This is a genomic window from Anaerocolumna sp. AGMB13020 (assembly GCF_033100115.1).
In the GTDB taxonomy this organism is placed as follows: domain Bacteria; phylum Bacillota; class Clostridia; order Lachnospirales; family Lachnospiraceae; genus Anaerocolumna.
Window position 1 is genome coordinate 1,720,296 of record NZ_CP136910.1, and the last position, 22,483, is coordinate 1,742,778.

General features: G+C 39.3%; 18 protein-coding genes. 12 read left to right on the forward strand and 6 right to left on the reverse strand.

From position 1 onward, the window contains the following. Window positions 1–233: 233 nt before the first annotated feature. Window positions 234–1,253: a phenylalanine--tRNA ligase subunit alpha gene (gene pheS, locus R2R35_RS06835; protein ID WP_317733756.1), complete on the reverse strand. Its 1,020-nt coding sequence runs from the start codon at window positions 1,251–1,253 to the stop codon at window positions 234–236. A gap of 603 nt (window positions 1,254–1,856) precedes the next feature. On the opposite strand from pheS, the gene R2R35_RS06840 reads away from it, so the two are divergent. The 12 genes from R2R35_RS06840 (at window position 1,857) to R2R35_RS06895 (ending at window position 10,903) form a co-directional block, all read left to right on the forward strand. Further along, the gene (locus tag R2R35_RS06840) at window positions 1,857–2,894 is read left to right on the forward strand and encodes a LytTR family transcriptional regulator DNA-binding domain-containing protein (protein ID WP_317733757.1); all 1,038 of its coding nucleotides are present in this window, start codon (window positions 1,857–1,859) and stop codon (window positions 2,892–2,894) included. Window positions 2,895–3,044: 150 nt separating this feature from the next. After that, a complete protein-coding gene (locus tag R2R35_RS06845; RefSeq protein WP_317733758.1) occupies window positions 3,045–3,890 on the forward strand; it encodes an ABC transporter ATP-binding protein in 846 nt (281 codons plus the stop codon). Continuing rightward, the gene (locus R2R35_RS06850) at window positions 3,890–4,615 is read left to right on the forward strand and encodes an ABC transporter permease (protein WP_317733759.1); all 726 of its coding nucleotides are present in this window, start codon (window positions 3,890–3,892) and stop codon (window positions 4,613–4,615) included. Before R2R35_RS06845 ends, R2R35_RS06850 begins: the two co-directional genes overlap by 1 nt. Window positions 4,616–5,270: 655 nt before the next feature. Continuing rightward, the gene (locus R2R35_RS06855; protein WP_317733760.1) at window positions 5,271–5,585 is read left to right on the forward strand and encodes a hypothetical protein; all 315 of its coding nucleotides are present in this window, start codon (window positions 5,271–5,273) and stop codon (window positions 5,583–5,585) included. Then, entirely contained in the window at window positions 5,579–7,120 is a 1,542-nt protein-coding gene (locus R2R35_RS06860) for a pre-toxin TG domain-containing protein (RefSeq protein WP_317733761.1), read from the forward strand. The genes R2R35_RS06855 and R2R35_RS06860 overlap by 7 nt, the downstream gene beginning before the upstream one ends. Window positions 7,121–7,126: 6 nt before the next feature. Further along, the gene (locus R2R35_RS06865; protein ID WP_317733762.1) at window positions 7,127–7,558 is read left to right on the forward strand and encodes a hypothetical protein; all 432 of its coding nucleotides are present in this window, start codon (window positions 7,127–7,129) and stop codon (window positions 7,556–7,558) included. A gap of 270 nt (window positions 7,559–7,828) precedes the next feature. Then, the gene (locus R2R35_RS06870; protein WP_317733763.1) at window positions 7,829–8,044 is read left to right on the forward strand and encodes a hypothetical protein; all 216 of its coding nucleotides are present in this window, start codon (window positions 7,829–7,831) and stop codon (window positions 8,042–8,044) included. A gap of 232 nt (window positions 8,045–8,276) precedes the next feature. Beyond that, a complete protein-coding gene (locus R2R35_RS06875) occupies window positions 8,277–8,603 on the forward strand; it encodes a hypothetical protein (RefSeq protein WP_317733764.1) in 327 nt (108 codons plus the stop codon). Window positions 8,604–8,827: 224 nt separating this feature from the next. Then, window positions 8,828–9,193 (forward strand): hypothetical protein, encoded by a 366-nt coding sequence (locus R2R35_RS06880; RefSeq protein WP_317733765.1) that lies wholly within the window; start codon window positions 8,828–8,830, stop codon window positions 9,191–9,193. 67 nt (window positions 9,194–9,260) lie between these two features. After that, a complete protein-coding gene (locus tag R2R35_RS24665; protein WP_442872287.1) occupies window positions 9,261–9,440 on the forward strand; it encodes a hypothetical protein in 180 nt (59 codons plus the stop codon). A 38-nt stretch (window positions 9,441–9,478) separates the two neighbouring features. Continuing rightward, on the forward strand, window positions 9,479–9,670 hold the full coding sequence (locus tag R2R35_RS06890; protein WP_317733766.1) for a DUF4926 domain-containing protein: 192 nt from the start codon (window positions 9,479–9,481) through the stop codon (window positions 9,668–9,670). Window positions 9,671–9,943: 273 nt separating this feature from the next. Next, window positions 9,944–10,903 (forward strand): YihY/virulence factor BrkB family protein, encoded by a 960-nt coding sequence (locus tag R2R35_RS06895; protein WP_317733767.1) that lies wholly within the window; start codon window positions 9,944–9,946, stop codon window positions 10,901–10,903. Here the strand turns inward: R2R35_RS06895 and R2R35_RS06900 are convergent, their stop codons facing one another. The 5 genes from R2R35_RS06900 to R2R35_RS06920 all read right to left on the reverse strand — a co-directional run bounded on the left by R2R35_RS06900 (window position 10,904) and on the right by R2R35_RS06920 (window position 22,478). After that, a complete protein-coding gene (locus R2R35_RS06900; protein ID WP_317733768.1) occupies window positions 10,904–13,333 on the reverse strand; it encodes a SpoIID/LytB domain-containing protein in 2,430 nt (809 codons plus the stop codon). It abuts the gene before it with no gap. Window positions 13,334–13,620: 287 nt separating this feature from the next. Continuing rightward, window positions 13,621–15,702, reverse strand: coding sequence for a sialate O-acetylesterase (locus R2R35_RS06905; protein ID WP_317733769.1), 2,082 nt, complete (start codon window positions 15,700–15,702; stop codon window positions 13,621–13,623). Window positions 15,703–15,715: 13 nt separating this feature from the next. After that, a complete protein-coding gene (locus R2R35_RS06910; protein WP_317733770.1) occupies window positions 15,716–17,704 on the reverse strand; it encodes an alpha-glucuronidase family glycosyl hydrolase in 1,989 nt (662 codons plus the stop codon). A gap of 80 nt (window positions 17,705–17,784) precedes the next feature. After that, window positions 17,785–19,938 (reverse strand): glycoside hydrolase family 3 C-terminal domain-containing protein, encoded by a 2,154-nt coding sequence (locus R2R35_RS06915; RefSeq protein WP_317733771.1) that lies wholly within the window; start codon window positions 19,936–19,938, stop codon window positions 17,785–17,787. 338 nt (window positions 19,939–20,276) lie between these two features. Next, window positions 20,277–22,478, reverse strand: a complete 2,202-nt coding sequence (locus tag R2R35_RS06920; protein ID WP_317733772.1) for an ABC transporter ATP-binding protein — start codon at window positions 22,476–22,478, stop codon at window positions 20,277–20,279. Window positions 22,479–22,483 lie beyond the last annotated feature (5 nt).

The following is a 22,483-nucleotide window of genomic DNA, read 5'->3' on the forward strand; positions in this document are numbered from 1 at the left end:
CTTAATGCTGTTAAAATTGCTCTATGGCATACTCTCACTATTGATTCTATCCTGATAAAACAATGCCTTCCTGGCATGGCTTTCTATTAAGACACTCTAGAATTATTTCATAAGTCACTCTAAAATAGTTTCGTAAGTCACTCTAGAATTGTTTCATAAGTCACTCTAAAATAGTTTTTTAAGTCACTCTAGAATTGTTTCATAAGTCACTCTAAAATAGTTTTTAAGTCACTCTAGAATTGTTTCAGGAATCGGATATCATTCTCGTATAAGAGTCTCATATCATCAATTTCATATTTTAGAAGTGTAATACGCTCAAGGCCAACACCGAAAGCAAAACCCGTGTATTCCTCCGGATCGATGCCGCTCATCTTAAGTACATTGGGATGAACCATACCACAGCCTAGAATTTCAATCCAGCCTGTACCTTTACAGAAACGGCAGCCATCTCCGCCACATTTAAAACAGGTTACATCAACCTCAGCACTGGGCTCAGTAAAGGGGAAATGATGGGGTCTGAACTTAACTTTTGTGCCTTCACCAAAAAGCTGTTTTGCAAATTCAGCAAGAGTTCCCTTTAAATCTGCAAAAGTGATATTCTTATCTATGACAAGACCTTCAATCTGATTAAAGCATGGTGAATGAGTGGCATCCACTTCATCAGAACGGAATACTCTTCCCGGTGCAATCATACGAATAGGAAGTTTTCCCTCTTCCATAACCCTTACCTGAACCGGTGAAGTCTGGGTTCTTAACAGAATATTGCTGTTAACATAAAAGGTATCCTGCTCATCCTTGGCTGGATGGTTGGCAGGAATATTAAGCGCTTCAAAGTTGTAGTAATCATACTCTACTTCCGGGCCTTCCACCACTTCATACCCCATACCAACAAAGATTCTTTCCACTTCTTCCAAAGCTATGTTGTTAGGATGGCGGTGTCCCATATGAGGTCTTTTAGCAGGAAGAGTAACATCGATGGTTTCCTTCTTGATCTGTTCTTCTTTTATCTTACTAAGAAAGCCCTTTTTAGCCTCCTCTAATTTCTCTTCCAGTACAGTTCTGGCTTCATTTACCAACTGACCTACTTTAGGTCTGTCTTCGGGAGATACCTCCTTCATAGACTTTAAGATTTCTGTCAGCTCGCCTTTTTTACCCAGATATGCTACTTTTATATCATTCAGAGTATCAAGCTGGTCTGCTGCTTTCATTTTCTCAAGGGCATCATTTACAATTGCTTTTAATTTTTCCTGCATCATTTTTCTCCTTTCCTTCCATAAAGCTTATTAAGCTGCGGTATGCATGGTGTTTATGTGAATTATTGTACTGCATTTTTCACACTCTGATTTGTGACAGTGCCACATCTGCAACAGATTCAACCTGCAATGGGAGCTGGTATACTTATTACCACTCTTACGCAACAAAAAAGCTCCGTCCCAAAAGGGACGGAGCTGTATCAACATTCTAAGACATTTCTTAAAACTGGAACCATTCCGCGGTACCACCCTAATTCCTTCTGATAAGTATTACAAGACTTCGCGATACTTTCATCAGGCACTCAAGTTTAAGCGTAACGTGCTTACTACGTCATCCCCTACTTAGCTTCAGGAACACAGCTCCGGTGTGAAAGTAAATAATTATCTGAACTGAAGGAAGCTTTCAGCCGGTGACTTCCTCTCTCTGACAGAAAACAATTATCCGGTAAGGAGATAGCCTCCTGTCACCTTCATTGCCTTTTACATATGTATATCATTTTAGCACAATATTTTCTCTTGTCAAGGCTGATACTATTGAAAAAGAACCGACTTTTTTATGCCATAGATTTATGTTATAATATCCCAGACATAAAGGAAGTACAGATGTCAGTCAGAAAGGAATTAAAGATGCTGCTAATCAGAGATTTATATAAGGATAATAAGAGTCAATCCATCAAAGGACTTAATATAACAGTAAACCCTGGCAGTTCCGTAAGCCTGGAATGCAATAGTGAGATAAGTGATTTATTATTTCAGTTGATTCTAGGCAAAGAACTTCCCTCCAGAGGTGAAATATTACTGGGTGACATGTCTTCTCAGGACTATATACGTAAAAATCCCAATTCTGTCGGTGTTATTTTAAAAGAAGATGCCTTATATGAGGGGATGACCATCGAGAGTTATCTGAAATTCTTCACAGAGATTTATGGAAACAATGGTGATTATAAAGCTGTTATGTTAAAACTGGCGCTTCTTGATATCGGAAAAGAAGTTATCAGTAAATTAAGCTATTCTCAAAAGAGAAGAGTCAGTCTTGCAAGAGAAATACTGAAAAACCCAACTCTTCTCCTCATTCAGGAACCAATATTAAATCTGGATAACGAAGGTGCCAGTCTGATAATTGAAAACATCCGAAAGCTTTGTGATAGAAATACTGCCCTTCTTCTGACTTCCGTACATTTAAAAGATACTATCCTTGTGGGGGATAAAGCCTACCGTCTTGAAGAAGAAGGTTGTACTGAAATCAATAACAATGAAGTCCCTGTTCAAAGTAAAATCATACCAGAAGATGTTAAGAATACTTATTCCATTGAAAAAATCCCCGCCAAAATTGATGATAAGATTCTCCTCTTTGATCCAATGGAAATTGATTATGTAGAGAGTGGGGAGGGTTCCTGCTACTTATATATCCGGGGCGAAAAATTCCCCTGTGGTCTTTCCTTAACCGAACTGGAAGAGAGACTCAAATATTTTGGATTCTTTCGAAGTCACCGTTCCTATCTTGTCAATCTCCAGAGAGTCAGAGAAGTGGTTACCTGGACCAGGAACAGCTTCAGTCTGAATTTGGATGATAAACTTAAGAGTTCCATTCCCCTTTCCAAAGGACGGCTGGAGGAATTAAAGACTATTTTGAAGCTTTAACCCTGCTCCTTTTGGAGGACAATAAGCAGGTTTCACTCTGAAAAATGCTCCTATCAGGAATTTTTATGCTCCTTTCAGCTCAAATATGTGGCAGTGAACATTAATCTGCGGCATAATACACCCATGATCGACGAAAGGAGCACCAAACATATGAACTACATTATAGACATGGATAATGTCAAAAAAAATTTCAAAGAAACAACAGCTTTAGCAGGACTTAATGTTAAAGTAAAAGAAGGAGAAATATTCGGCTTCTTAGGACCAAGTGGTTCCGGGAAAACTACCACTATTAAATTACTTACCTCTCAGCTCCTCCCTTCTGCAGGAAGTGTCAAAGTATTTGGGAAAGAGGTTTATACAAATAAACAGCATATCTTTGATCAAACTGGTATCTTAAGCGATAACAGCGGTATATATGATAGACTATCCGTATGGGATAACCTGGCACTCTATACAGATATTTATGGAATTTCCGAGAAAAACATCGATGAGATACTTGATAAGGTTGGTCTGGCTGAGAGCAGGAAATTAGAAGCCAGAAAACTCTCAAAAGGTATGAAGCAGCGTTTAATGTTGGCTCGCTCGGTAATTCACAAGCCAAAGCTTCTTTTCCTGGATGAGCCCACCTCGGCTTTGGATCCTGGAACTGCACTGGAAATCCATAAGCTGTTAAGACTGCTAAACAAAGAAGGAACCACCATCTTCCTGACCACTCATAACATGGAAGAAGCGGATAAGTTATGTGACAGAGTTGCCTTCTTAAACAACGGAGAAATCGTTGAACTTGGAAGTCCTTCCCAGTTAAAACTTAAATATATAACCGATGAAATCCAGATTATCTTAAAAGGAAGCCCTGAAAAACTTCTTCTTAAGAACACTCCGGACACCGGCAGAAAAATTATGGAATGGATGAACGACAACAAACTTCTTTCCATCCATTCAACAGAACCTACATTAGAACAAATATTTCTTATGCTTACAGGGAGGGAATTATAATGACAATATCCTTAAGAAGAATAAAAGCTTTAACCAAAAAGGAATTTAAGAGTTTTACCAAAAATTCAAATGTCCTGTTAATGTGCTTGCTGCCAATTATATTCAGTATTCTCTATACTTATATCTATGGTAGTAGCGAGAACGGTATACCAAAGCTTATGGTTTTACTTCTCTGTCTGAATATGAATCTGATTATGTGCTCCAGTTTCACAATTGCCATGCTGATTGCAGAGGAGAAAGAAAAAAACACCTTAAGAACCCTGTTATTATCAGGTGTATCCGCACTAGAATTCCTCTTTGGTAAAGTGGTCCTGACTCTGATACTATCAACCCTTACCAACATCCTCATATATTTTATCTGCGGTATAGAGGTTAAGTACTTAGGCTGGTTTCTGTTAATCACAACTTTGGTTATTATCAGTATGATTATTATAGGAGCGCTAATTGGTATGTTTTCCAAGAATCAAATGTCTACCAGCGTTGTGGGTATGCCGGTTTTACTGGTATTTCTCCTTATACCAATGATGGCGGAATTCAATGAGAATGTCAAAAAAATTGCAAAATTTACACCCAATTATAATATGAATGTTATTCTAAGTAAGGTACTTGACGGAGGAGTTCTTTCCTCTCAGGAAATATTGCCTTTTGTATCAATATTTGTATGGATTGTTCTTACAGGTGTCGGTTTTATTATAACTTATAATAAAGTAGGTATAGATAAATAACCATTAATTAGATTTATCTGTAAGTCCTGAAATTTATTTTAATCTGATGATTGCTTTCTAAGCACCGTTCACCTAAAAACTATATATAAGGGCTTTTTCTTTCGTGTTTTGTTTGTTGTTGTGACATCATTATACAAAAGATAAGGCTCTTTTTCTATGCAATTATGCTTCACTTTTTAAGTGAAAGTATAAAATCAGAATAAAACCAGTAACAATGCGGTACAAGTACTGTTAAAAATATCCAGATAAGTATTCTAGGATAAAGTATATATATTTTTTAGAATCCTCAAAAAAGATAATAAAAACAAAAATAAATGTCATATTGTTTCTGTAAGTAAAAAACATAAATGAAATAAAAAGCTTAAACAAAGTTATGATATATAGAACACAGATAAAAAATATCGTGACTTAGAGTTCTTACTGGAATTCAAACGCAGTTAACGGAAACTGCAACTAAGTTAGAGGAGACAGATAAGGCAATAGCTGACAGGCTGAAATTATAAGAATATAGTTGTAAAGAGGCTGTAGCAGGAAGGGGATGGCAACAAAAATCCTTTCCTACTGCAGCTTTTTTCAGAATTTACAATAAGACTGTATATGCATGGACAAAGCAAAATGCAATAGAGCGGATAATAACCTAGGAAGGAGGTATGGGATGTATTACTGGGATTTGGTTGGTGATTTTTTTCATATATCGGACAATGAACGAAAAAGAGAGGAATACAAAGAGGAATACAGAGAGGAATACAGTAAATTACTCCAATATCGAAATAAGAAGATTCCCAAGGAGGAAGAACTCTATCACAAATTAAAAACAGTCTGTGATATGGCGTTTAAGATAATAAAAGGGACCGAAACGAAGGAAATCCTGGCTGGGAAGTCCATTAACATGTATGATAATAAATTTAGTATCTGCCAGCCGGATACTACAAATTTATTGATATTGCAGCGGGGGGTGGCAAAATGGTAAGACAACTGGGAAGAGAAATAATTGACAAATACACCTGGCTGGAGAGAGCAAATATTACCATGGGTTATTCCACGAACCTCCTCTTTGATTTCGTTGATCTGGATGATCTGTGCAAGGATATCGAAGGCGAACTGGACGCCCAAGCCCTGGGAGCAGGCTTCTCTTCTCAAGGGCAGCGGATCGATGAATTCGTGGAACATAGAAGTGCGTTGTTAAGCTATACCAGTGATGTCTTATATGATATTGATGAATATCTGGAAAATCCACTTTATAAAGGGTTTAATAATGCCATGGATATGATGGCTGCCATTGATATGAGAGATGCAAAGACAGATAATGCCATTGGGTTACAGGAACATACAAGTATGTATATGGGCGCTGGAATGTATGATGAGGTTGGGGGAGAGATGCTCTCTCTTAATCTGGAGGATTTTATAGGCAGCCGTAATAAGAATAAAAGTCTCACCAATTATCAGAAAGTAGATGATTTTGCGGATTTATTTGCAAAAGACTATGAAAAATTGGTAAATAATGATAAAATAGACCCAAATGAGGAGACTTTGCAGGAGTATCTGGACAGCCTGGTATTAAAAGAATTTGCCCATAAAAAGGACTCTCCTTTCTGGAAGGAATTGTTAGAATCGTTAAGCGAGATTACTGTCGTAATTCCTATTATTGAGGCAGTAACAGGTAAAACCCTTATAACGGGAGATTATCTAACGGGTGATGAACAAGCTTTTAAAGTAGTATCAGGGGTAGTAAGTCTGGCGACCTTAGGATATGGAGCGTATGGAGCGCTAGTCACGAAAGGCGGGGGAGCGGCATTCGGCAAGATTTTTGCTGCTGATATACTGGCTGAGGCAGTGTCAGGGTCAACCGTAATCGTTTGTGATAAGGCAGGAGTACCTTCTACGGTGACGGTCGCTTTGGCGATTTTTTTAGGATCTACTACAGGAGTCATTGCGGATAAAGCATTGCTTAAAAATATACCATCGCTTAAGAACAGAATTGAGATTGATGATACTGTAAAATACAAAAAGTATTGGGATGATGTTGCTAATGGGAAGTATGATATACCTTACGGTATGACATCTGAGGAATATACTCAGTATTTGAAAGGTTTAGATAAGATTGATAAGGCCATTAAAGGGTCAGATGATGTGATTAATGGTGGCAGTGATATTGTTATTAAAAATGGTAAGATAACAATAGATGACATAAAGGCTAATCCAGCTACTTTTTCAGGAAAGTCAGCTGATGAAATTGCTCAAATGCTTAAAGATGCAGGTTATGATGTAACTGTTCAAGCTTCACGACGGTCAAGTTCTGGTGCTAAAATTATTAAGATCAATAATCCTGGTGGAGGAAAAAATATTACCCAAGTTCAAGTTTCACCAGGCGGTGGAAGACATGGAGCAAATCCATATGTAAAAATAAGCACTAGTGATCAAGGAATAATTAAGATAGTTGATGGAATTGAAGATATTTATAAAACTGATGGAAAGGAAACTTCAACAATTATATTTAGGAGGTAAGTAAAAATGATTAATTTGGATGCACCTATTATACCATGGATTGGAATGGGTGGAATAAAACTATATAGTCACATAAGTGAATTGAAATCATTGTTAGAAAGTGAAAAAGTTGAGTACTTTTTGTATGATAAATTTCTTGTTCGATATGAAATTAAAGGAAAGATATACTTATTTTTTAATTTAATTAATGGAAAGTTATTTAAGATAACAACTTTAAAAGAATATAGGGGATTATTATTTGATGAAATATATGTAGGGCAAAAAACAGAAGATATGTTAAATGTAGATACTAGTTTTGAATATGATGAATTTGAGGAAGTATATGTAAGTGATAAAGGTGTTTTTATTGAAACGGAGCCTGAAACGGAAACGGTAAAATGGATTTCTGTATATATTAAAGAATTAGAAACAGAAGCGTTTGATAGAGCATTATGGTGAAAATATTTTAACGGTACAGATGATAGATTCTTACTGGAATTCAAACGCAGTTAACAGAAATTGCAACTACGTTAGAGGAGACAATAAGGCAATCGCTGATAGACTAAAATTATGAGAATTAAGTTATAAAGATGCTGCAGCAGGAAGGATATAGCAACAAAATCCTTTCCTACTACAGCTTTTTTCAGAATTTACAATAAGACTGTATATGCTTGGACAAAGCAAAATGCAAAAGAGCGGATAATAACCTAGATAGGAAAGAGGTATAAGATGTATTACTGGGATTCGGTTGGTGATTTTTTCCATGCAGTGGACAATGAACGAAAAAGAGAGGAATACAGAGTGGAATACAGTAAATTACTCAAATATGTAAATAAGAAGATTCCCAAGGAGGAAGAACTCTATAACAATTTAAAACAAGCTGTGATATGGCGTTTAAGATTGATGAGTTTAGTACTGTATATAAGAAGTCAGAAGAATACTTAAACCTGAATTATTCATGATAATCCGTCCAACGGTGCTGCGCACCGCATAGTAACTGTATTTTTTATCTAATTACTGCTTTCACTTAAAAAGTGAAGCCTAAACAATAGAAAAAGAGTTTCAACTTTGTTAGAATGTAGTCACCACAACAAACATTAACACAAAGGAGAAACCCTAATGTCTAGTTTAATGGCACTTCGTTCTGAAAGCAATAGTAAAATTAAAATAAATTTTGATGGAGGTGGAAGATGGATTTAATGCGATTCAAGCATCTGCAAAAATATTAGAGGAAGAATGGAAGCAACTTAATGAAAATGATATAACTAAGAGGGCTTACACAATTTTACTATCTATTGAATGTATAAAAATGGGAGTGCTACCTGATTTTTTATATGATAGGTTAATAGAAGTGTTTGATAGAAAAATAGACATTGTTGAAGAAAGCAATATTTTCTATGTAGAACAATGCAAAACGCTTTTAGATCAAGATGAGTATGAAATTGTTGAAACGGACTTTACAACTAAAACAAGAATTGATTATATATATTCGTTAAAACAGTAATATTTATATATTGGGTAATTTAGATATGTATATTATAGTATAACACCGGAAGAATCCATGATATGAATTAAGAGACTTTAGCGATAAATTTGCCTTGGGTATACAATCGGATTTTCAGGTGTAGTTCCAATACTCTCAGGGGAAATAACTACATTCCATATAAAAAACATATCTGAGTTAATTAAGAAAGCCCCAAGTTTAGGATTTGAAAGGTAGGGAATATAATGCATATTGAGAAAATTGAATGGATAGATAAAGATGGAAAAGAAGCTATTTTAAAAGTCACAAATGATGTAGAAAGTTTGAAATGTTTTTCTTGTCCGTGTAATTATAATATTAGAGATGAATTAACTGATCCACTAGAATGTCTAGATATAGAAAATATTGTATTAAGTGATACTATGGAAGATAGCATTGAAAAAATGGAAGACGAATTTAAATATATTTTTAAAGGAAGATTGAGGGATAAACAAAATGGAATTATTGAAGTAGGTGGTTTTGAGTTACATATCGATGAAGAAAAAATTCCAGGGGATATAACAGATGAAATGTATATACAATTTGTAGTATCTCGAATTGATGTTTGGTAAATAAATTTAATTAAATTAGGGCTAAATTTAATAACATAATGCTTCATCACTTGTAGCCTATGCTGGTATTGATACATCTGTAAAACAGTCTGGTGAATTTAACAGTATTCATATCCACATGTCCAAAAGAGGATCTCCGTATTTACCACATGCAATGGATATACCGATTACAGGACCAAACGGAAAAACGGTAAATGTAAGAACTGGTTGGATTATTAAAACTGATTCGAATGGTCCCCAGAGTTAACAACAATTTTTGTAAAAGATTGAGTGGAGGAAATATAGATGAAATTTAAGGAATGTGACACTGTCAAAATCATGAAAGACTGTGATGAAGGGATTAAAAAGGGGGAAATAGGTGTTGTTATTATGGTATTTGAAAAACCAAATGAAGCCTATGAGGTTGAAGTATTGGATGAGGAAGGCTACGTTAAAACACAATGTACTCTTTTACCAGAAGAATTAGAATTGGTATGACTATAGATGATAACGCATACATGAATTTTAATTATGGTTATATCAAAATCAATTTTCTCCATGGGAGACCGAAGTAAAATTCAAAAAGCGAGAAACACCCGAGAGGTCTAATTTTCCATGAACTTATGTAATAGAAACTCAATTTTGTCTTTATTATCGGCAATAATCCTATCCTGGTTGTACTTACCAGTCACAGATGGTATAATATACCTTAAAATACACATATAATAAACAGTACATAAGCACTTTTTGGTGTTCTTTGCGAGGTAACCAATGAATATTCTCATATCCATATATAAAATAATACGTGCCTTCGGGCGTAAAGTCAAAGATGATAATATTGCAGCTTTCTCTGCGCAGGCTGCTTTTTTTGTAATTATCTCTTTTTTCCCGTTCTTTATGCTGTTTCTGACTTTGATACAATATCTGTCCATTGACCAGAAGGTACTTCTGACAGTAATTGATCAGTTCTTTCCTGACAGCATAGACGAAATGGTTATTGGTGTGATAAAAGAAATCTACCATAATGATTCCGGTACATTAATTTCTGTTACCGCAGCTATATCTGCTCTCTGGGCAGCTTCCAGAGGAATTCTTGGTATTGTGAAAGGTCTGAACGCTGTTTACGGAATAAGAGAAAGCCGCAACAATTTTAAACTGCGGCTTATTTCTGCCTTCTATACTCTGGTTTTTACGATAATTTTGATTGTTACTATTTTCATATTGGTATTTGGTAATCAGCTTTATGACTGGATTATACAGAAAATCCCCGTACTCACCCATTTAGCGCTGGTTATTATAAGCATCCGGACCATTGCAGGTCTGCTTATTCTTACCTGTTTCTTCCTTATGGTCTATATAGCCATACCCAACCGGACCACCAGATTATACCGTGAATTTCCCGGCGCACTTATAGCAGCTGCCGGCTGGATGGGGTTTTCTTACCTGTATTCCTATTATATCGATAACATGAGTAACTATTCCCGTACCTATGGAAGCCTTACAGCTATCGTGCTGTTTATGTTATGGTTCTATTTCATCATGCATATCCTCTTCATTGGCGGTGAAATCAACGTGGTACTGTCCTCCGGTGACCTGGTATTTTATATGAAATACCTCTTTAAGCATCGGAAAGCTTTAAAAGCAAAGGACAGTAAAGCCATTGATAAACTTTATATCCAGGAACAGGGCGAGGAAGAAGAGGACAGCAATGATGGGATTAAAAGCAAGTAATCAATAGATAAATCCAATCTCCGTACCGGTATAAAAGTGTTTTAGAATAAGATCAAAGGTCTTGCCGGAGTCGGCCATTGCCTTCGCTCCATTCTGGCTCATACCAACTCCATGTCCGTAACCTCCGCCTTTTATGGTAATCTTATCTTCTCCTTTGTTAAAGCAGATATAGGCACTGGGCAGCAGCTTCAACGAGCTGACAGTACTATCATCTGCCCTGATAATCTTTGAGGTGATAGGTGATAAAAGGCTTCTTATATTATATTCGCTCTGAATGGAAACCGTTGCTTTGGTTCCTACCAGATATATTTTTGATACCACGCCGCTGGTTTCTCTGGCGGCTATTTTTATGTCTGTCAGGTCCCCGATGGTACTGATATCCTTGCTTTCAAAAATCGGATTTCCTGACAGGGTACCTCCCGTCAGAGTCAGAATATAAGCGGGATTGGCTTTGTAGCGGCTGCTAAGACTCTGATTAATGGCCTTCGTCAATTCGTCTTTTGTCATGGTTACCTTCCAGCGATACCAGGGAAATTCACTGTCATAGGTATCATACTCAGGCTTTTCCAGGAAGCTACGAAATGCAGTCTCATCCGAGTAGTCAATATCCTCCGGATGAAATGATGCTGCATATACCGTCTTTTGATCTACCAGATCATATACAGCCTGTGCTTTTCCTGTTAAATAGGGTGCTGCCACTTCACTGCCCCATACTTCCTTTAAAGATGCTGTATGTCCCCAGGATGTCGAGAAATAATATGCATCTATTACTTTCGCTTCATATTTTATAACCTTGCCGTAGGTATCCTTCACTGCCAATATGGACTGTTCATTTTCCGGAAGGTTATTGTATACCTGATAGCTGACACTATCATCCACCTGGGCACCGTATTCACTTAAAGCACCTGCCAGCAGCTGATTGTAAGCGTAACTTCTGGCACAGACTGCCTGAGCCTTTAATGCCTCCATATTGTAGGAAGTGGGCATTTCACTTGGTATTACAGCGTAGAGATACTCTTCCATGGATAGTTCATTTACGATTGTCAGCCCATCTGTTTCTTTGGCCACTTCAATATTTCCTCTGTATTTCGGATTACCTCCGGATCTGTTTACAGAAAGGATTGTGATCTTTCCGTTTTCTCCCTGGGTCTCAATGAGCAGCCTGCCTTCGCTAAAGAGTTTATTTGTGGCCTTAATCGTTACTTTATCCCCAGCTTTGTGCTTCTTTACTGTTTTGCCTGCCGTTACAGTGAAGTCTTTGTTGGCTGTAAGTACCACCTGATCATGGAATATGCTGTTAAAATTATCCGTCTTAATAAGCACACGTATATTTTCAGCCTTAATCGGTTCTGTAATGAGGGCTGCTGCTATTTTTCCGTCTGCCACAACAAAATCTGTGGTACTGTATCCGACCAGTATACTGTTTGTTACCTCCATGGATAAATCACCATAGATTTTATATATCTTATAGCCATCTTCTAAAGGAACTTTGCCATATCCTTGGATCTCAATGCTGTTTTTACCCGCAGAAAGCACTTTTCCTTTGATGGTATCAGGTTTCATAGTTATTCTGATAATCTTTTTATCTTTCACAGTAACATTACTGATTGTGTTTTCAATTTCCTCCGACAGCGGATATTCTGTCAGAAATTCTTTCGTAAAACCATTTACATAGGTGCTTATCTTATTGTCCTTACCTTTTATAATCCAGAGATTGGAAAGAACCCATTCTTTATCAGAAGTTCCTTTTATATAAATAACATCCTTTCCTTTAAGAAGTACTGTTACTGCCATATCCGTATAGTCTGAAGCTTTTACTGTTCTGGTTGCTGGCAGATTATCGGCGGTTTCTCCTGCATTGCCCCCGGTTATTGTATCTTCAACGTCCGTTAATTTACCGGCTTTATAAAATTCTTCGTAGCTGACTGGATTCCTTAAGTTGAATTCTCCTGCGTCCGTTATAATGACTTCTGAATTATCTTCATCCCTGCTGCCTAATATGTATACTTCTTTTTCTGCTATCGGAAGAGCCTCTTCATCTACACTATCCAGTACTGCCTGATAGAGACCAAGGAATTCCGAAACCCTCATCTTGTTCCCATCCTCCAGGTCTGAGAAGGAATAAGTTAATTTATCCGTTATGTCTTTTTCGGCAAGGTCAAGGGTTTTTGTAATCAGTGCCAGGTAACTGCGTGCTTCTTTGAAGGTCAGCTCATTTTCCTGTTTTGCATCTGCTTCTTCTGTCTTTACACCCAGGGAGGCCAGCAGTCTTTGAGCTTCTGCTGTTTTCATAATCTCTCCGGTTCTTGCAGGTGTATTATTTACTTTCTCTATGTTATTGCTTTCTTTTAACTGTCTGATAACATTTCCTGCAAATATAATTAAGATGGCAGCTATACAGATGCCCAACAGCCACAGTTTCTTTTTCATGTTTGCCTCTTTTCCTGTCCTGCTTGTCTTTGATTTGGCGCGGATATGCCGCTTACGAAAGCGTTCAAAACGGTGCAAGAACTTCCGACACACCCTAACAAGCTTGTATTACATTATATACAGGTTGGACAGGATTATGTCAAACACTTTCAAGGTTATTCTATTGAAATTTTTTTCTCTGATCTTATAAGGAATTATACAAAAAAGATCCATAGGCACTTAGTCCTACAGATCATTTTTTGTAAAATAAACATCTGGATACCTTGAAACTTAGTTCCAGGTGTCACTTAATTCAAACATATCACAAACGGAGAAGCTGGTAAGTTATACCCGTTGTAAAGCAACTCTTCTTCGGGATTGTTGGTATATGCATACCGGATATATTTTGGTTTCAGAGAAGTTTTATAAGTAAGTATTACTGACTCCTCCTGTATTACTGCCTCAGCTTTTGTAGAACTGCCAGCTTCCCCCACAAGCAGAAAATTCCCCGGATGGTTGCTGCCATCACCTGCAGTAAGTCCTCCTCCGGCATGGGAAAAGCTTAGAATTATTTTCTTATTCTCCGTATCAACAACCGTTTCATTTGTTTTAAGCACCGGTCCTGAATACTCTGTCTGCTCTTTTAATACCAGAAATCTGGCTGCCAGTGACAGGCGGTATCCTATCTCCTTTTTGCGAAGAGGATGAAGATCGTTGGCTTCACCCAAGTCAAGGGCAACAACCATAGCCGTTCCCGGAATAGAAAGCCCATACCTTTGTTCCTCTCTTAAAGCCGGCCAGCCATCGTCACCTTCTGCTATATCAATTTCAAAGTTTGGAAGCTGTACATATAGAAAAGGAAGGTCATTCTGCTGCCATTTTCTTCTCCAGGAACTAATGAGTTTCTGAAATAGCACTGAATAACCGGAAGGATTACCGGTATTTGATTCTCCCTGATACCACAAGACACCTGATAAGGAGTATTCATGACAGGGATTTATCATTCCATTGTATAAACCGGCGGGTTTCCAGCTGATAAAATTCGCAGCTGGCTTATTGTCGCACTTTGCTCCAATTTTATATAGCCAGCTTCCTTCTAAGCTGATGCTTCCTTCTAAGCTGATGCTTCCTTTTAAGCTGATGCTTCCTTCTAAGCTGCTGCTTCCTTCTAAATCATTGCTTCTTTCAGCACTGATATACGCATCTTTTCTATTATTATCCTCAGAATTACTTTTTTTCGTTCTATTAATGCTTTCTTCTAATCTGCTTTTTTTCTCGGAAGTTATGTTTTCCTTCTCTGTAAACAGCCTATAGATCTTCCCGGGGGTAAATCTGCCTTTACCATTATCACAGATTACACGTACTGCAATTACATTCTCACCTGCTTTTAAGACTCCTGCCGGTATCTGATACTTCCTCGGCGGATACTGGTAGGGAGTTCCCCCTATATATACACCGTTTACGTATACTGTATCACTGTCGACAATTGTACCAAGCCACAGGGAGGTACTTCTTCCTGCCATGGTTTCAGGCAGTGTTATAGTTTTACGGAACCAGATACTACCAGTAAAGTCCACAATCCCGGCATCCTGAAAATGCCCCGGCAGTTTAATCTCCTTCCAGCCATCTTCCCCGACTGCTTCTGCGTACCAAGGTATCTCTTCCTTTAGGCCTTTATCTGCTTTATCCAGTGCCTGATACCATTCCTCCGATTGCTTCGTATTCCTTTCAAGCTCTGCTTCAATCAGCTGATTGTTTTTGTAGGCATTCAATTCCTCTCTATAGGCAGGGTACTCACTCAGCTCTTCTTCCCCCAGCCAGGCCTGTATGGGGGAGCCGCCAAGACTTGCATTGATTACGCCTACCGGTACAGAAGTACTTTCGTAGAGATACTTCTCAAAGAAATAAGATACCGCTGAGAATTCTGTAATATCAGAAGGGTCAGCACTCTTCCAGTTACCGGATTCCAATTCCTGTAAAGGATAAGGAAAATGGTATTTTTCTTTCACTTTAAAAAGCCTTAGATAGTTGTTCCTGCAATTTATCATTTCCTCCGGATATAAATCCTTCACACGTTCCATTGGGAGTTCCATGTTTGACTGGCCGGAACTTAAGAATACATCCCCTATAAGGATATCTTTCAATTCGATTTCCCCACTGCTTTTTGAGGATATCTTCATGGTATGAGGGCCTCCAGGCGGAAGATTCAGAAAAGATACTTTCCATTTACCGTCTTCACCGGCACTGGTTTCCCTTACTTCTCCCAGAAAGTGGATGCAGATAGTATCTCCGGGTAGTGCATGCCCCCAGATATTCGCTTTGCCATTACGATTTAGTACCATTCCATCACTGATAAGCCTTGGCAATATAAGTTTTCTGATCTGATTCACTTTTCCTCTTCCTTTAGTAGATTTCTCGTTTCATAATATCCGGAATACCAGACTTACGGTAAAAGTAAGAGCAGATAACATCTCTCCATTCCAAGGCGTGATTCTTTTGAAATTCCAGACGTTCCATAACTCTTTTATGTATTTCCTCTGGTACATATCCTGTTAGCTGCTCCCACATAGCGGCCATCTGCTCCGCTTCTTTAGCCCCCTCAAAATGGGTATCATAAATATGCTGTATCAGGGTTTTTCCGCTTTTCAGACAGTAATTGTATTCAATATAATGAAAGAACAGCAGCAGCTCTTCGGGGCAGCTCTCTGCAGTTTCATATAATAATGCATTGGATTCACTGTAGGTCGTTGCATAGCCGGTTCCTTTACTGCTCCTGTCAACTCCCAGACCAAACCGGTCTGCTCTGTGATAGGTTCCCCAGCGGTCATACTCGTAACCGTCAACGTTTGGACCGAAGTGATGGTTTGGATTGACCATCCAGCCGATACCAAGGGGAGAGGTGTATTTTTCATAGGCGGGCCAGGACATCATCAGGATCTCCAAGATGGTATCCACCACTTTCTTCTCTCCTCCAAAGGTAGCACGTATCCACTCTTCTCCAATCTCCTCGGCAGACAGGTTCCGATCAAAGGCAAGTCTTCCAAAACCATAAAAATTGGCAGCTGCAAGGTCATGTCCTGTCCAGTTACTGTCATTACCGGTATTGACAACGGTTGTAATACCACAATTTCTGCTGCCAGAGGCTGTTCCTCCAATAATCTCTCCTACGGTGTCTTTCTCACCATAACCAGTATGATACTCCAGGATTTCCTTAAAAGCTGGTATCAGATAGCACACATGTCTCTGCTGCCCTGTATACTCTTGTGCTATCTGAACCTCCAGCATCTGATTGGTCTGTTCCATTGCACCAAATAAGGAATTTACAGGTTCTCTTACCTGGAAATCCATCGGTCCGTTCTTAATCTGCAGAATTACATTCTCACTAAAACTTCCGTCTAACGGCTTAAAGTTATCATAGCCAGCTCTGGCCCTGTCGGTCTTTTTATCCCTCCAGTCCTGCATGCAGTTATAAACAAAGCACCGCCATATTATAAGTCCGCCATAAGGCCTTACCGCAGCCGCAAGCATATTTGCTCCCTCGCTATGGGTTCGCTTATAGGTAAAGGGTCCGGGTCTGCCTTCTGAATCCGCTTTTATCAGAAAACCGCCAAGGTCCGGTAAGCTGTCATAGACCTTCTGTATTCTGTCCTGCCACCAAGCTTTGACCTCTTCGGATAACGGATCCGCAGTATGCAATTCTCCAAGCTCCATTGGTGCTGCAAAGTTCAGACTCAGGTATAATTTGATTCCATAGCTCTTAAAAATATCCTGCAGACTTTTCAACTTATCAAAATAACGGTCGGTTATCAGCCAGGTTGCTGCTCCCTTGACATTTACATTATTGATTACTACCCCGTTTATTCCGACAGAAGCAGCCAATCTAGCATAGTCTTTTGTACGGCTGTTAATCAGAATCTCGTTATCCTGAAAGAAAAAGGATTCTCCCGAATATCCTCTTTCTATGCTCCCGTCCATATTATCCCAATGATTTAACATACGAAGAGGATTGTCAGGGCTTTTTTCTTCCCTATAACCTGTAAGGTCCGGGTTTTTATGTAATCTTCTCAGAAACGCATAGGTACCGTACAATACACCTCTTGATGTACTGCCTTCAATGAGTACGAAGCTGTCTTTTGCGGTTATGCGATATCCTTCCTCTGAAATACCCGCCCCTTTGTTCACCTTAAGAAAAATACCTTTGTCACCGGTAACTGTATTATCCTTTGACACTGCAAGCTCACAGCCAAACATGCCTTTTGCAGCCAATTTCAACTCCTCTATAGCACTTAAGAGAACCGTGTCCTCTTCGGTGTAATAAAGCTGCCCCATATAATTTGGTAATTCTTCTGTCTTACCTCTATGGTAGTTAAGCCAGCCCATTTCGTAATTCATTGTGTGCTCCTTCCCTTGCCAACTTGGGTTTCTTCCCTGTCGATTAATCTATCCTTTGAAAACTATTTTACAGGCTGCTCTTACCAGGTTATTTCCTTCACTGCTTCCAGGCTGACAGCTTTAGGACTTGTTCCGGTCAAAGCAATGCTTCGTGTATCCGGCTGAGAGGTTCCTATGTAGACCGTATACTTTCCGGGTTCCAGCCGCTTGATACCCTTCTCATCATATAAGGCAAAGGCTTCCGCTGCCAGGTCAAACTGCAGTTCTGCTTTCTCACCGGACTTTAGATGTACCTTTTGAAAAGCCTTCAACTGGGCATTGGGAGTACCTGCTCTCTCGGCCTTTATATATAATTGTACCGTTTCACCACCATCGTATTCTCCCGTATTGGTTAAGCTCACAGATATTTTCACACCTTTATCCGTAATGTTTAAGGTATCTGCCGCCACAGCAGCAATGGAGAAGTTCGTATAGGAAAGTCCGTAACCAAAGGGATATAAGGCCTCCTGCTTCATATATCTATAGGTACGGTTATTCATTGCATAATCCGTAAATTCCGGAAGCTCTTCTGAAGTTTTGTAGAAAGTTACAGGGAGCTTTCCTTCCGGTGAATACTCACCAAAAATTGCTTCTGCTATTGCTTTTCCTCCCCTTGCACCAGGATACCAGCCTTGAAGAACTGCCGCAGCATGTTTATCTGCCCAGCTTACAGCTAGAGCACTTCCACTGAGCAGTACAAGGATTACCGGTTTACCGCTATTGTAAATGGTTTCAAGAATTTCCTGCTGTAAGCCTGGAAGGTTTAAATCAGGCTTATCACCGCTGGCGAACTGATTTCCGGTATCGCCTTCTTCCCCTTCCAGTTCTGCATCAAGTCCGAGGCAGGCAATTACCACATCACTTTCCCTGCACACTCCCTTAACCTCTGCAAGTCTGTCATTCGCCATACCAAGCTTACTCTTTCTGTCCTCATACAGGTGACAGCCCTCAGAATAGTATACTCTTACCTCATCTTTCAGATAATCCTGTAAGCCTTCCAATACGGTAATATATCTGGAAGCTGTTCCCTCATAATTTCCTACCAGTGCTTTACGGCTGTTTGCATTCGGCCCAATGACACCGATGGTTTTTATATCAGACTTCTTAAGAGGCAGGACATGATTCTCATTCTTAAGTAATACGAGACACTCCTTCGCTGCTTTCTCATTAAGCGCCTTCATCTCTGCAGAGTCTACCTGTTGGTAGGTAATATCCCTATAGGGCATTTTATCTTTTTCTTCCATTAATCCTAGTTTTATTCTGGTTGTAAACAGTCTGGTAACCGCCTGATCAATTTCCTCCTCGCTTACCAGGCCTTTTTCCACTGCCTGGAGCAGATGCACGAACATATTACCGCAATTCAAATCACACCCTTGCCTTACAGCCAGTGCTACAGATTCCACCGGTCCGGAAGTAACTTTATGATTCTCATGGAAATCTTTGATAGCCCAGCAGTCAGAAACCACATGACCTTCAAACCCCCATTTCTCTCTTAATATTTTCTTTAACAAATGTTCACTGCCGCAGCAGGGTTCTCCATTGGTCCGGTTATAAGCCCCCATAACTGCTTCCACACCGGCTTCTTTCACACAGGCTTCAAAGGCAGGAAGATAAGTTTCGTACAGGTCCTTCTCAGAAACTGTTGCATTAAATTCATGTCTCAGAGATTCGGGACCTGAATGTACCGCAAAATGTTTGGCACAGGCAGCAGTCTTTAGGAAATTTTCATCCTCCCCCTGAAGTCCGTTTATAAACCGAACACCAAGTCTTGATGTAAGATGGGGATCTTCTCCAAATGTTTCATGGCCTCTGCCCCATCTGGGATCACGGAAGATGTTAACATTCGGTGACCAAAAGGTGAGACCTTTATAAATATCCGTATCCTGAAACTCCTGTTGCATGGCAAATTTACCTCTGGCTTCCGTGGATACAGCATCCGCTATCTCTTCTAGCAGTTCTTCATCAAAGGTTGCTGCAAGACCGATTGCCTGAGGAAAAACTGTTGCCACACCGGCTCTGGCAACACCGTGAAGTCCTTCATTCCACCAATTGTATGCCTTAATATCAAGTCTTTCAATAGCAGGAGCAGAATGCAGCATCTGAAATACCTTCTCCTCCAATGTCATTCTGCCTACAAGTTCTTTTGCCCTTTTTCTATATTCTTCTGTTTTTTCTCTGTTCTTACTTACTTTCATATTTCCTCCGTTTCCGCATATGATGCAAGGGTATATCTGAATCAAAGGGACCGCCCTGACACGTAGCACAGTACAAGCACCATTCAGACACACCTTAAGATTCCATTAAAGCACTTATGGTTACTTTGATGCCTGGATACCCTATGGTATAGTACAATTATAATTATCTGTCTGTATTCCCGCTTATTATATATTGCGAAAAACCAAGCATTTATTGCGTTATTTCGTTTTTGTTGAGATATATTTACAAAAAATAAGAGATGGAAAAGGATAAGAAAAGATGGGTTTGCGAATAGATTTTTTATCTATTCCGCAAACCCATCTCTATGTAAGTCAATTTATGATTTTTGCCCCTGAAGACTCTGCATCTGCAGCTGTGCTGTGACCAGGTTGTAATAAATCCCTTGTTGTTCCATTAATTCATTATGACTTCCTGTCTCTGCTATACTGTGTCCGTCTATCACTATCAGTCTGTCCGCCCTTCTAAGCGTCGACAGACGATGAGCGATTGCCAGGGTGGTTCGTCCTGCTGATAGTCTTTCTAAGGCTTTCTGTATCAGATATTCGCTTTCCGTATCAAGACTGGAGGTTGCTTCATCCAGTATCAATATTCCCGGATTGTTTAAGATTGCTCTTGCAATTGCAATTCTCTGCCGTTCTCCGCCGGAAAGGTTATATCCATGTTCTCCCACATAGGTATTATAGCCGTCAGGTGTCTTGCAGATGAAATCATGGGCATTGGCAGCCTTAGCCGCTTGTATGATTTCTTCCATGGATGCCTCCGGCTTGGCAAAGCGTATATTATTCAGTATGGAGCCTGAGAAGAGAAAAGTCTCCTGCAGAACAACTCCAAGCTGGGAATGATAATGCTCCAGATCCAATTCCTTTATGTTACGGCCGTCTATAAGGATATCTCCGTCATCCGCTTCATAAAGGTGCATAATCAGGTTTATCATCGTAGACTTGCCAGTGCCGGAGGCACCTACCAGTCCTATATATTCCCCCTTCTTAATATGAAGGTCTATGTTTTTAAGTACCGGCTCATAGGATTTATAGCCAAAGCTGACATTTTTAAATTCTATCTCCCCGGATATACTATGCTGTACAGCATCTGATTTGTTAAGAATCAGCGGTTCTTCATCCAGTACATCATAAATTCGTTCAAGACTGGTAACCATTTCCGTAATCATTCTTGGAAGATGGGTCATCCAGCCTAAGGGACCATACAGTATCCAGGCATAGGCATTAAACTGCATCAGGGTTCCCACTGTCATGTTACCATCTAATACCTTTATCCCTCCAAAATACAGTACAAAATAAATTCCCATGCTCATAATAAATGTCAGTACCGGGTAAAGGCTGGCCCAAAATACTTCATTTCTGCTCTGAACTGCTGCATATTCCTCCGTCAGATGGTTAAATTTCTCAGATTCCTCCTTTTCCTTTCCGAAGGATTTCACCACACGAATTCCCGATATTACATCCTGAAGGGAGCTGTTAAGTTTATCACTCTTCACCCACTGGAGGTGGAATCTTCTGTGTATATTCTTTCGAAAAGCTCCTGATATAAAATAGACAAGGGGCAGAAAGACAACCGAAACCAAAGTCATCTTCACATCCAGTGCCAACATGATGCCGATGGCTCCCGTCATGGTTATCAGGCAGGAAAACATATGTCCAAAGCATTCCTGCATAAAGCGTTGTATCTTTCTGGTATCCTGTGCAACCCGGTTCATTAATTCTCCTGGTCTTTTATCCAGAATAAAGGAAAGGGTAAGCTCCTGTATCTTCTCATACATTCTTGCCCTGATATCCATACTGATTCTGGCACCCAGGTATACAAACCACCAGTTCTTTACGACCTGGACCAATATCTGAACCACCGTAAAGAAAAGCATGATTGAAAAGAAGGACAGGATATCTTTCGAGGTTCCATTTTTGGTAACCAATATATTATCTATAAAGGGTTTCTGAAATTGCGGTATGTATAAGCTTAAGGCAGAAGATATGATAGCAACCAATGCCATGAAAACCAGCTGGAGCTTATAATACTTAATCAATCCCCAGAACTTTCCTGCCGTAACCTGTTTTCCGTCACAGTTTGGGCATATCCTGGTACCGGGTAAGGCTCTCCCGCACTTCAGACAGGTTTTTTCCCTTTCATTACTTCTTATTTCCTTATCATTATGCTCCAGCAACCTCTCAATTCCTTTTGCTGCCAGGGATATTCTGACCATATGATGCATGGTAAAGCGTGCAAGATATTTCTCATAATCCTCTGCATATTCCTTGACTACCAGCAGTCCGTTGTTCACCATAGGCTCACATTTGATTTTCTCAAGGGCTGCAAGCTTATTCTGGTAGGTTATCTCCGTTCCCTTGATAATAAAAAGCCTCAGATTTGTTACAATGATATACCCATCCTCTGTCAATCTTCCACTCTCATCAATGTCATAGGGTACACTATATTTTATTTCTTCACCGGCCTTTAGCTGCAAGACTTCCTTTACCTTACCGGTTAACCGAAAGTTTAACTCCATAAGAT

Coding starts and splice junctions, on each gene's coding strand:
- R2R35_RS06860 (WP_317733761.1), top strand. CDS start 5,579: ATGGTAAGACAACTGGGAAGAGAAATAATTGACAAATACACCTGGCTG.
- R2R35_RS06890 (WP_317733766.1), top strand. CDS start 9,479: ATGAAATTTAAGGAATGTGACACTGTCAAAATCATGAAAGACTGTGAT.
- R2R35_RS06840 (WP_317733757.1), top strand. CDS start 1,857: ATGTCAGTCAGAAAGGAATTAAAGATGCTGCTAATCAGAGATTTATAT.
- pheS (WP_317733756.1), bottom strand. CDS start 1,253: ATGCAGGAAAAATTAAAAGCAATTGTAAATGATGCCCTTGAGAAAATG.
- R2R35_RS06895 (WP_317733767.1), top strand. CDS start 9,944: ATGAATATTCTCATATCCATATATAAAATAATACGTGCCTTCGGGCGT.
- R2R35_RS06845 (WP_317733758.1), top strand. CDS start 3,045: ATGAACTACATTATAGACATGGATAATGTCAAAAAAAATTTCAAAGAA.
- R2R35_RS06900 (WP_317733768.1), bottom strand. CDS start 13,333: ATGAAAAAGAAACTGTGGCTGTTGGGCATCTGTATAGCTGCCATCTTA.
- R2R35_RS06880 (WP_317733765.1), top strand. CDS start 8,828: ATGCATATTGAGAAAATTGAATGGATAGATAAAGATGGAAAAGAAGCT.
- R2R35_RS06915 (WP_317733771.1), bottom strand. CDS start 19,938: ATGAAAGTAAGTAAGAACAGAGAAAAAACAGAAGAATATAGAAAAAGG.
- R2R35_RS06850 (WP_317733759.1), top strand. CDS start 3,890: ATGACAATATCCTTAAGAAGAATAAAAGCTTTAACCAAAAAGGAATTT.
- R2R35_RS06870 (WP_317733763.1), top strand. CDS start 7,829: ATGTATTACTGGGATTCGGTTGGTGATTTTTTCCATGCAGTGGACAAT.
- R2R35_RS06865 (WP_317733762.1), top strand. CDS start 7,127: ATGATTAATTTGGATGCACCTATTATACCATGGATTGGAATGGGTGGA.
- R2R35_RS06875 (WP_317733764.1), top strand. CDS start 8,277: ATGGAGGTGGAAGATGGATTTAATGCGATTCAAGCATCTGCAAAAATA.
- R2R35_RS06855 (WP_317733760.1), top strand. CDS start 5,271: ATGTATTACTGGGATTTGGTTGGTGATTTTTTTCATATATCGGACAAT.
- R2R35_RS06910 (WP_317733770.1), bottom strand. CDS start 17,704: ATGAATTACGAAATGGGCTGGCTTAACTACCATAGAGGTAAGACAGAA.
- R2R35_RS06920 (WP_317733772.1), bottom strand. CDS start 22,478: ATGGAGTTAAACTTTCGGTTAACCGGTAAGGTAAAGGAAGTCTTGCAG.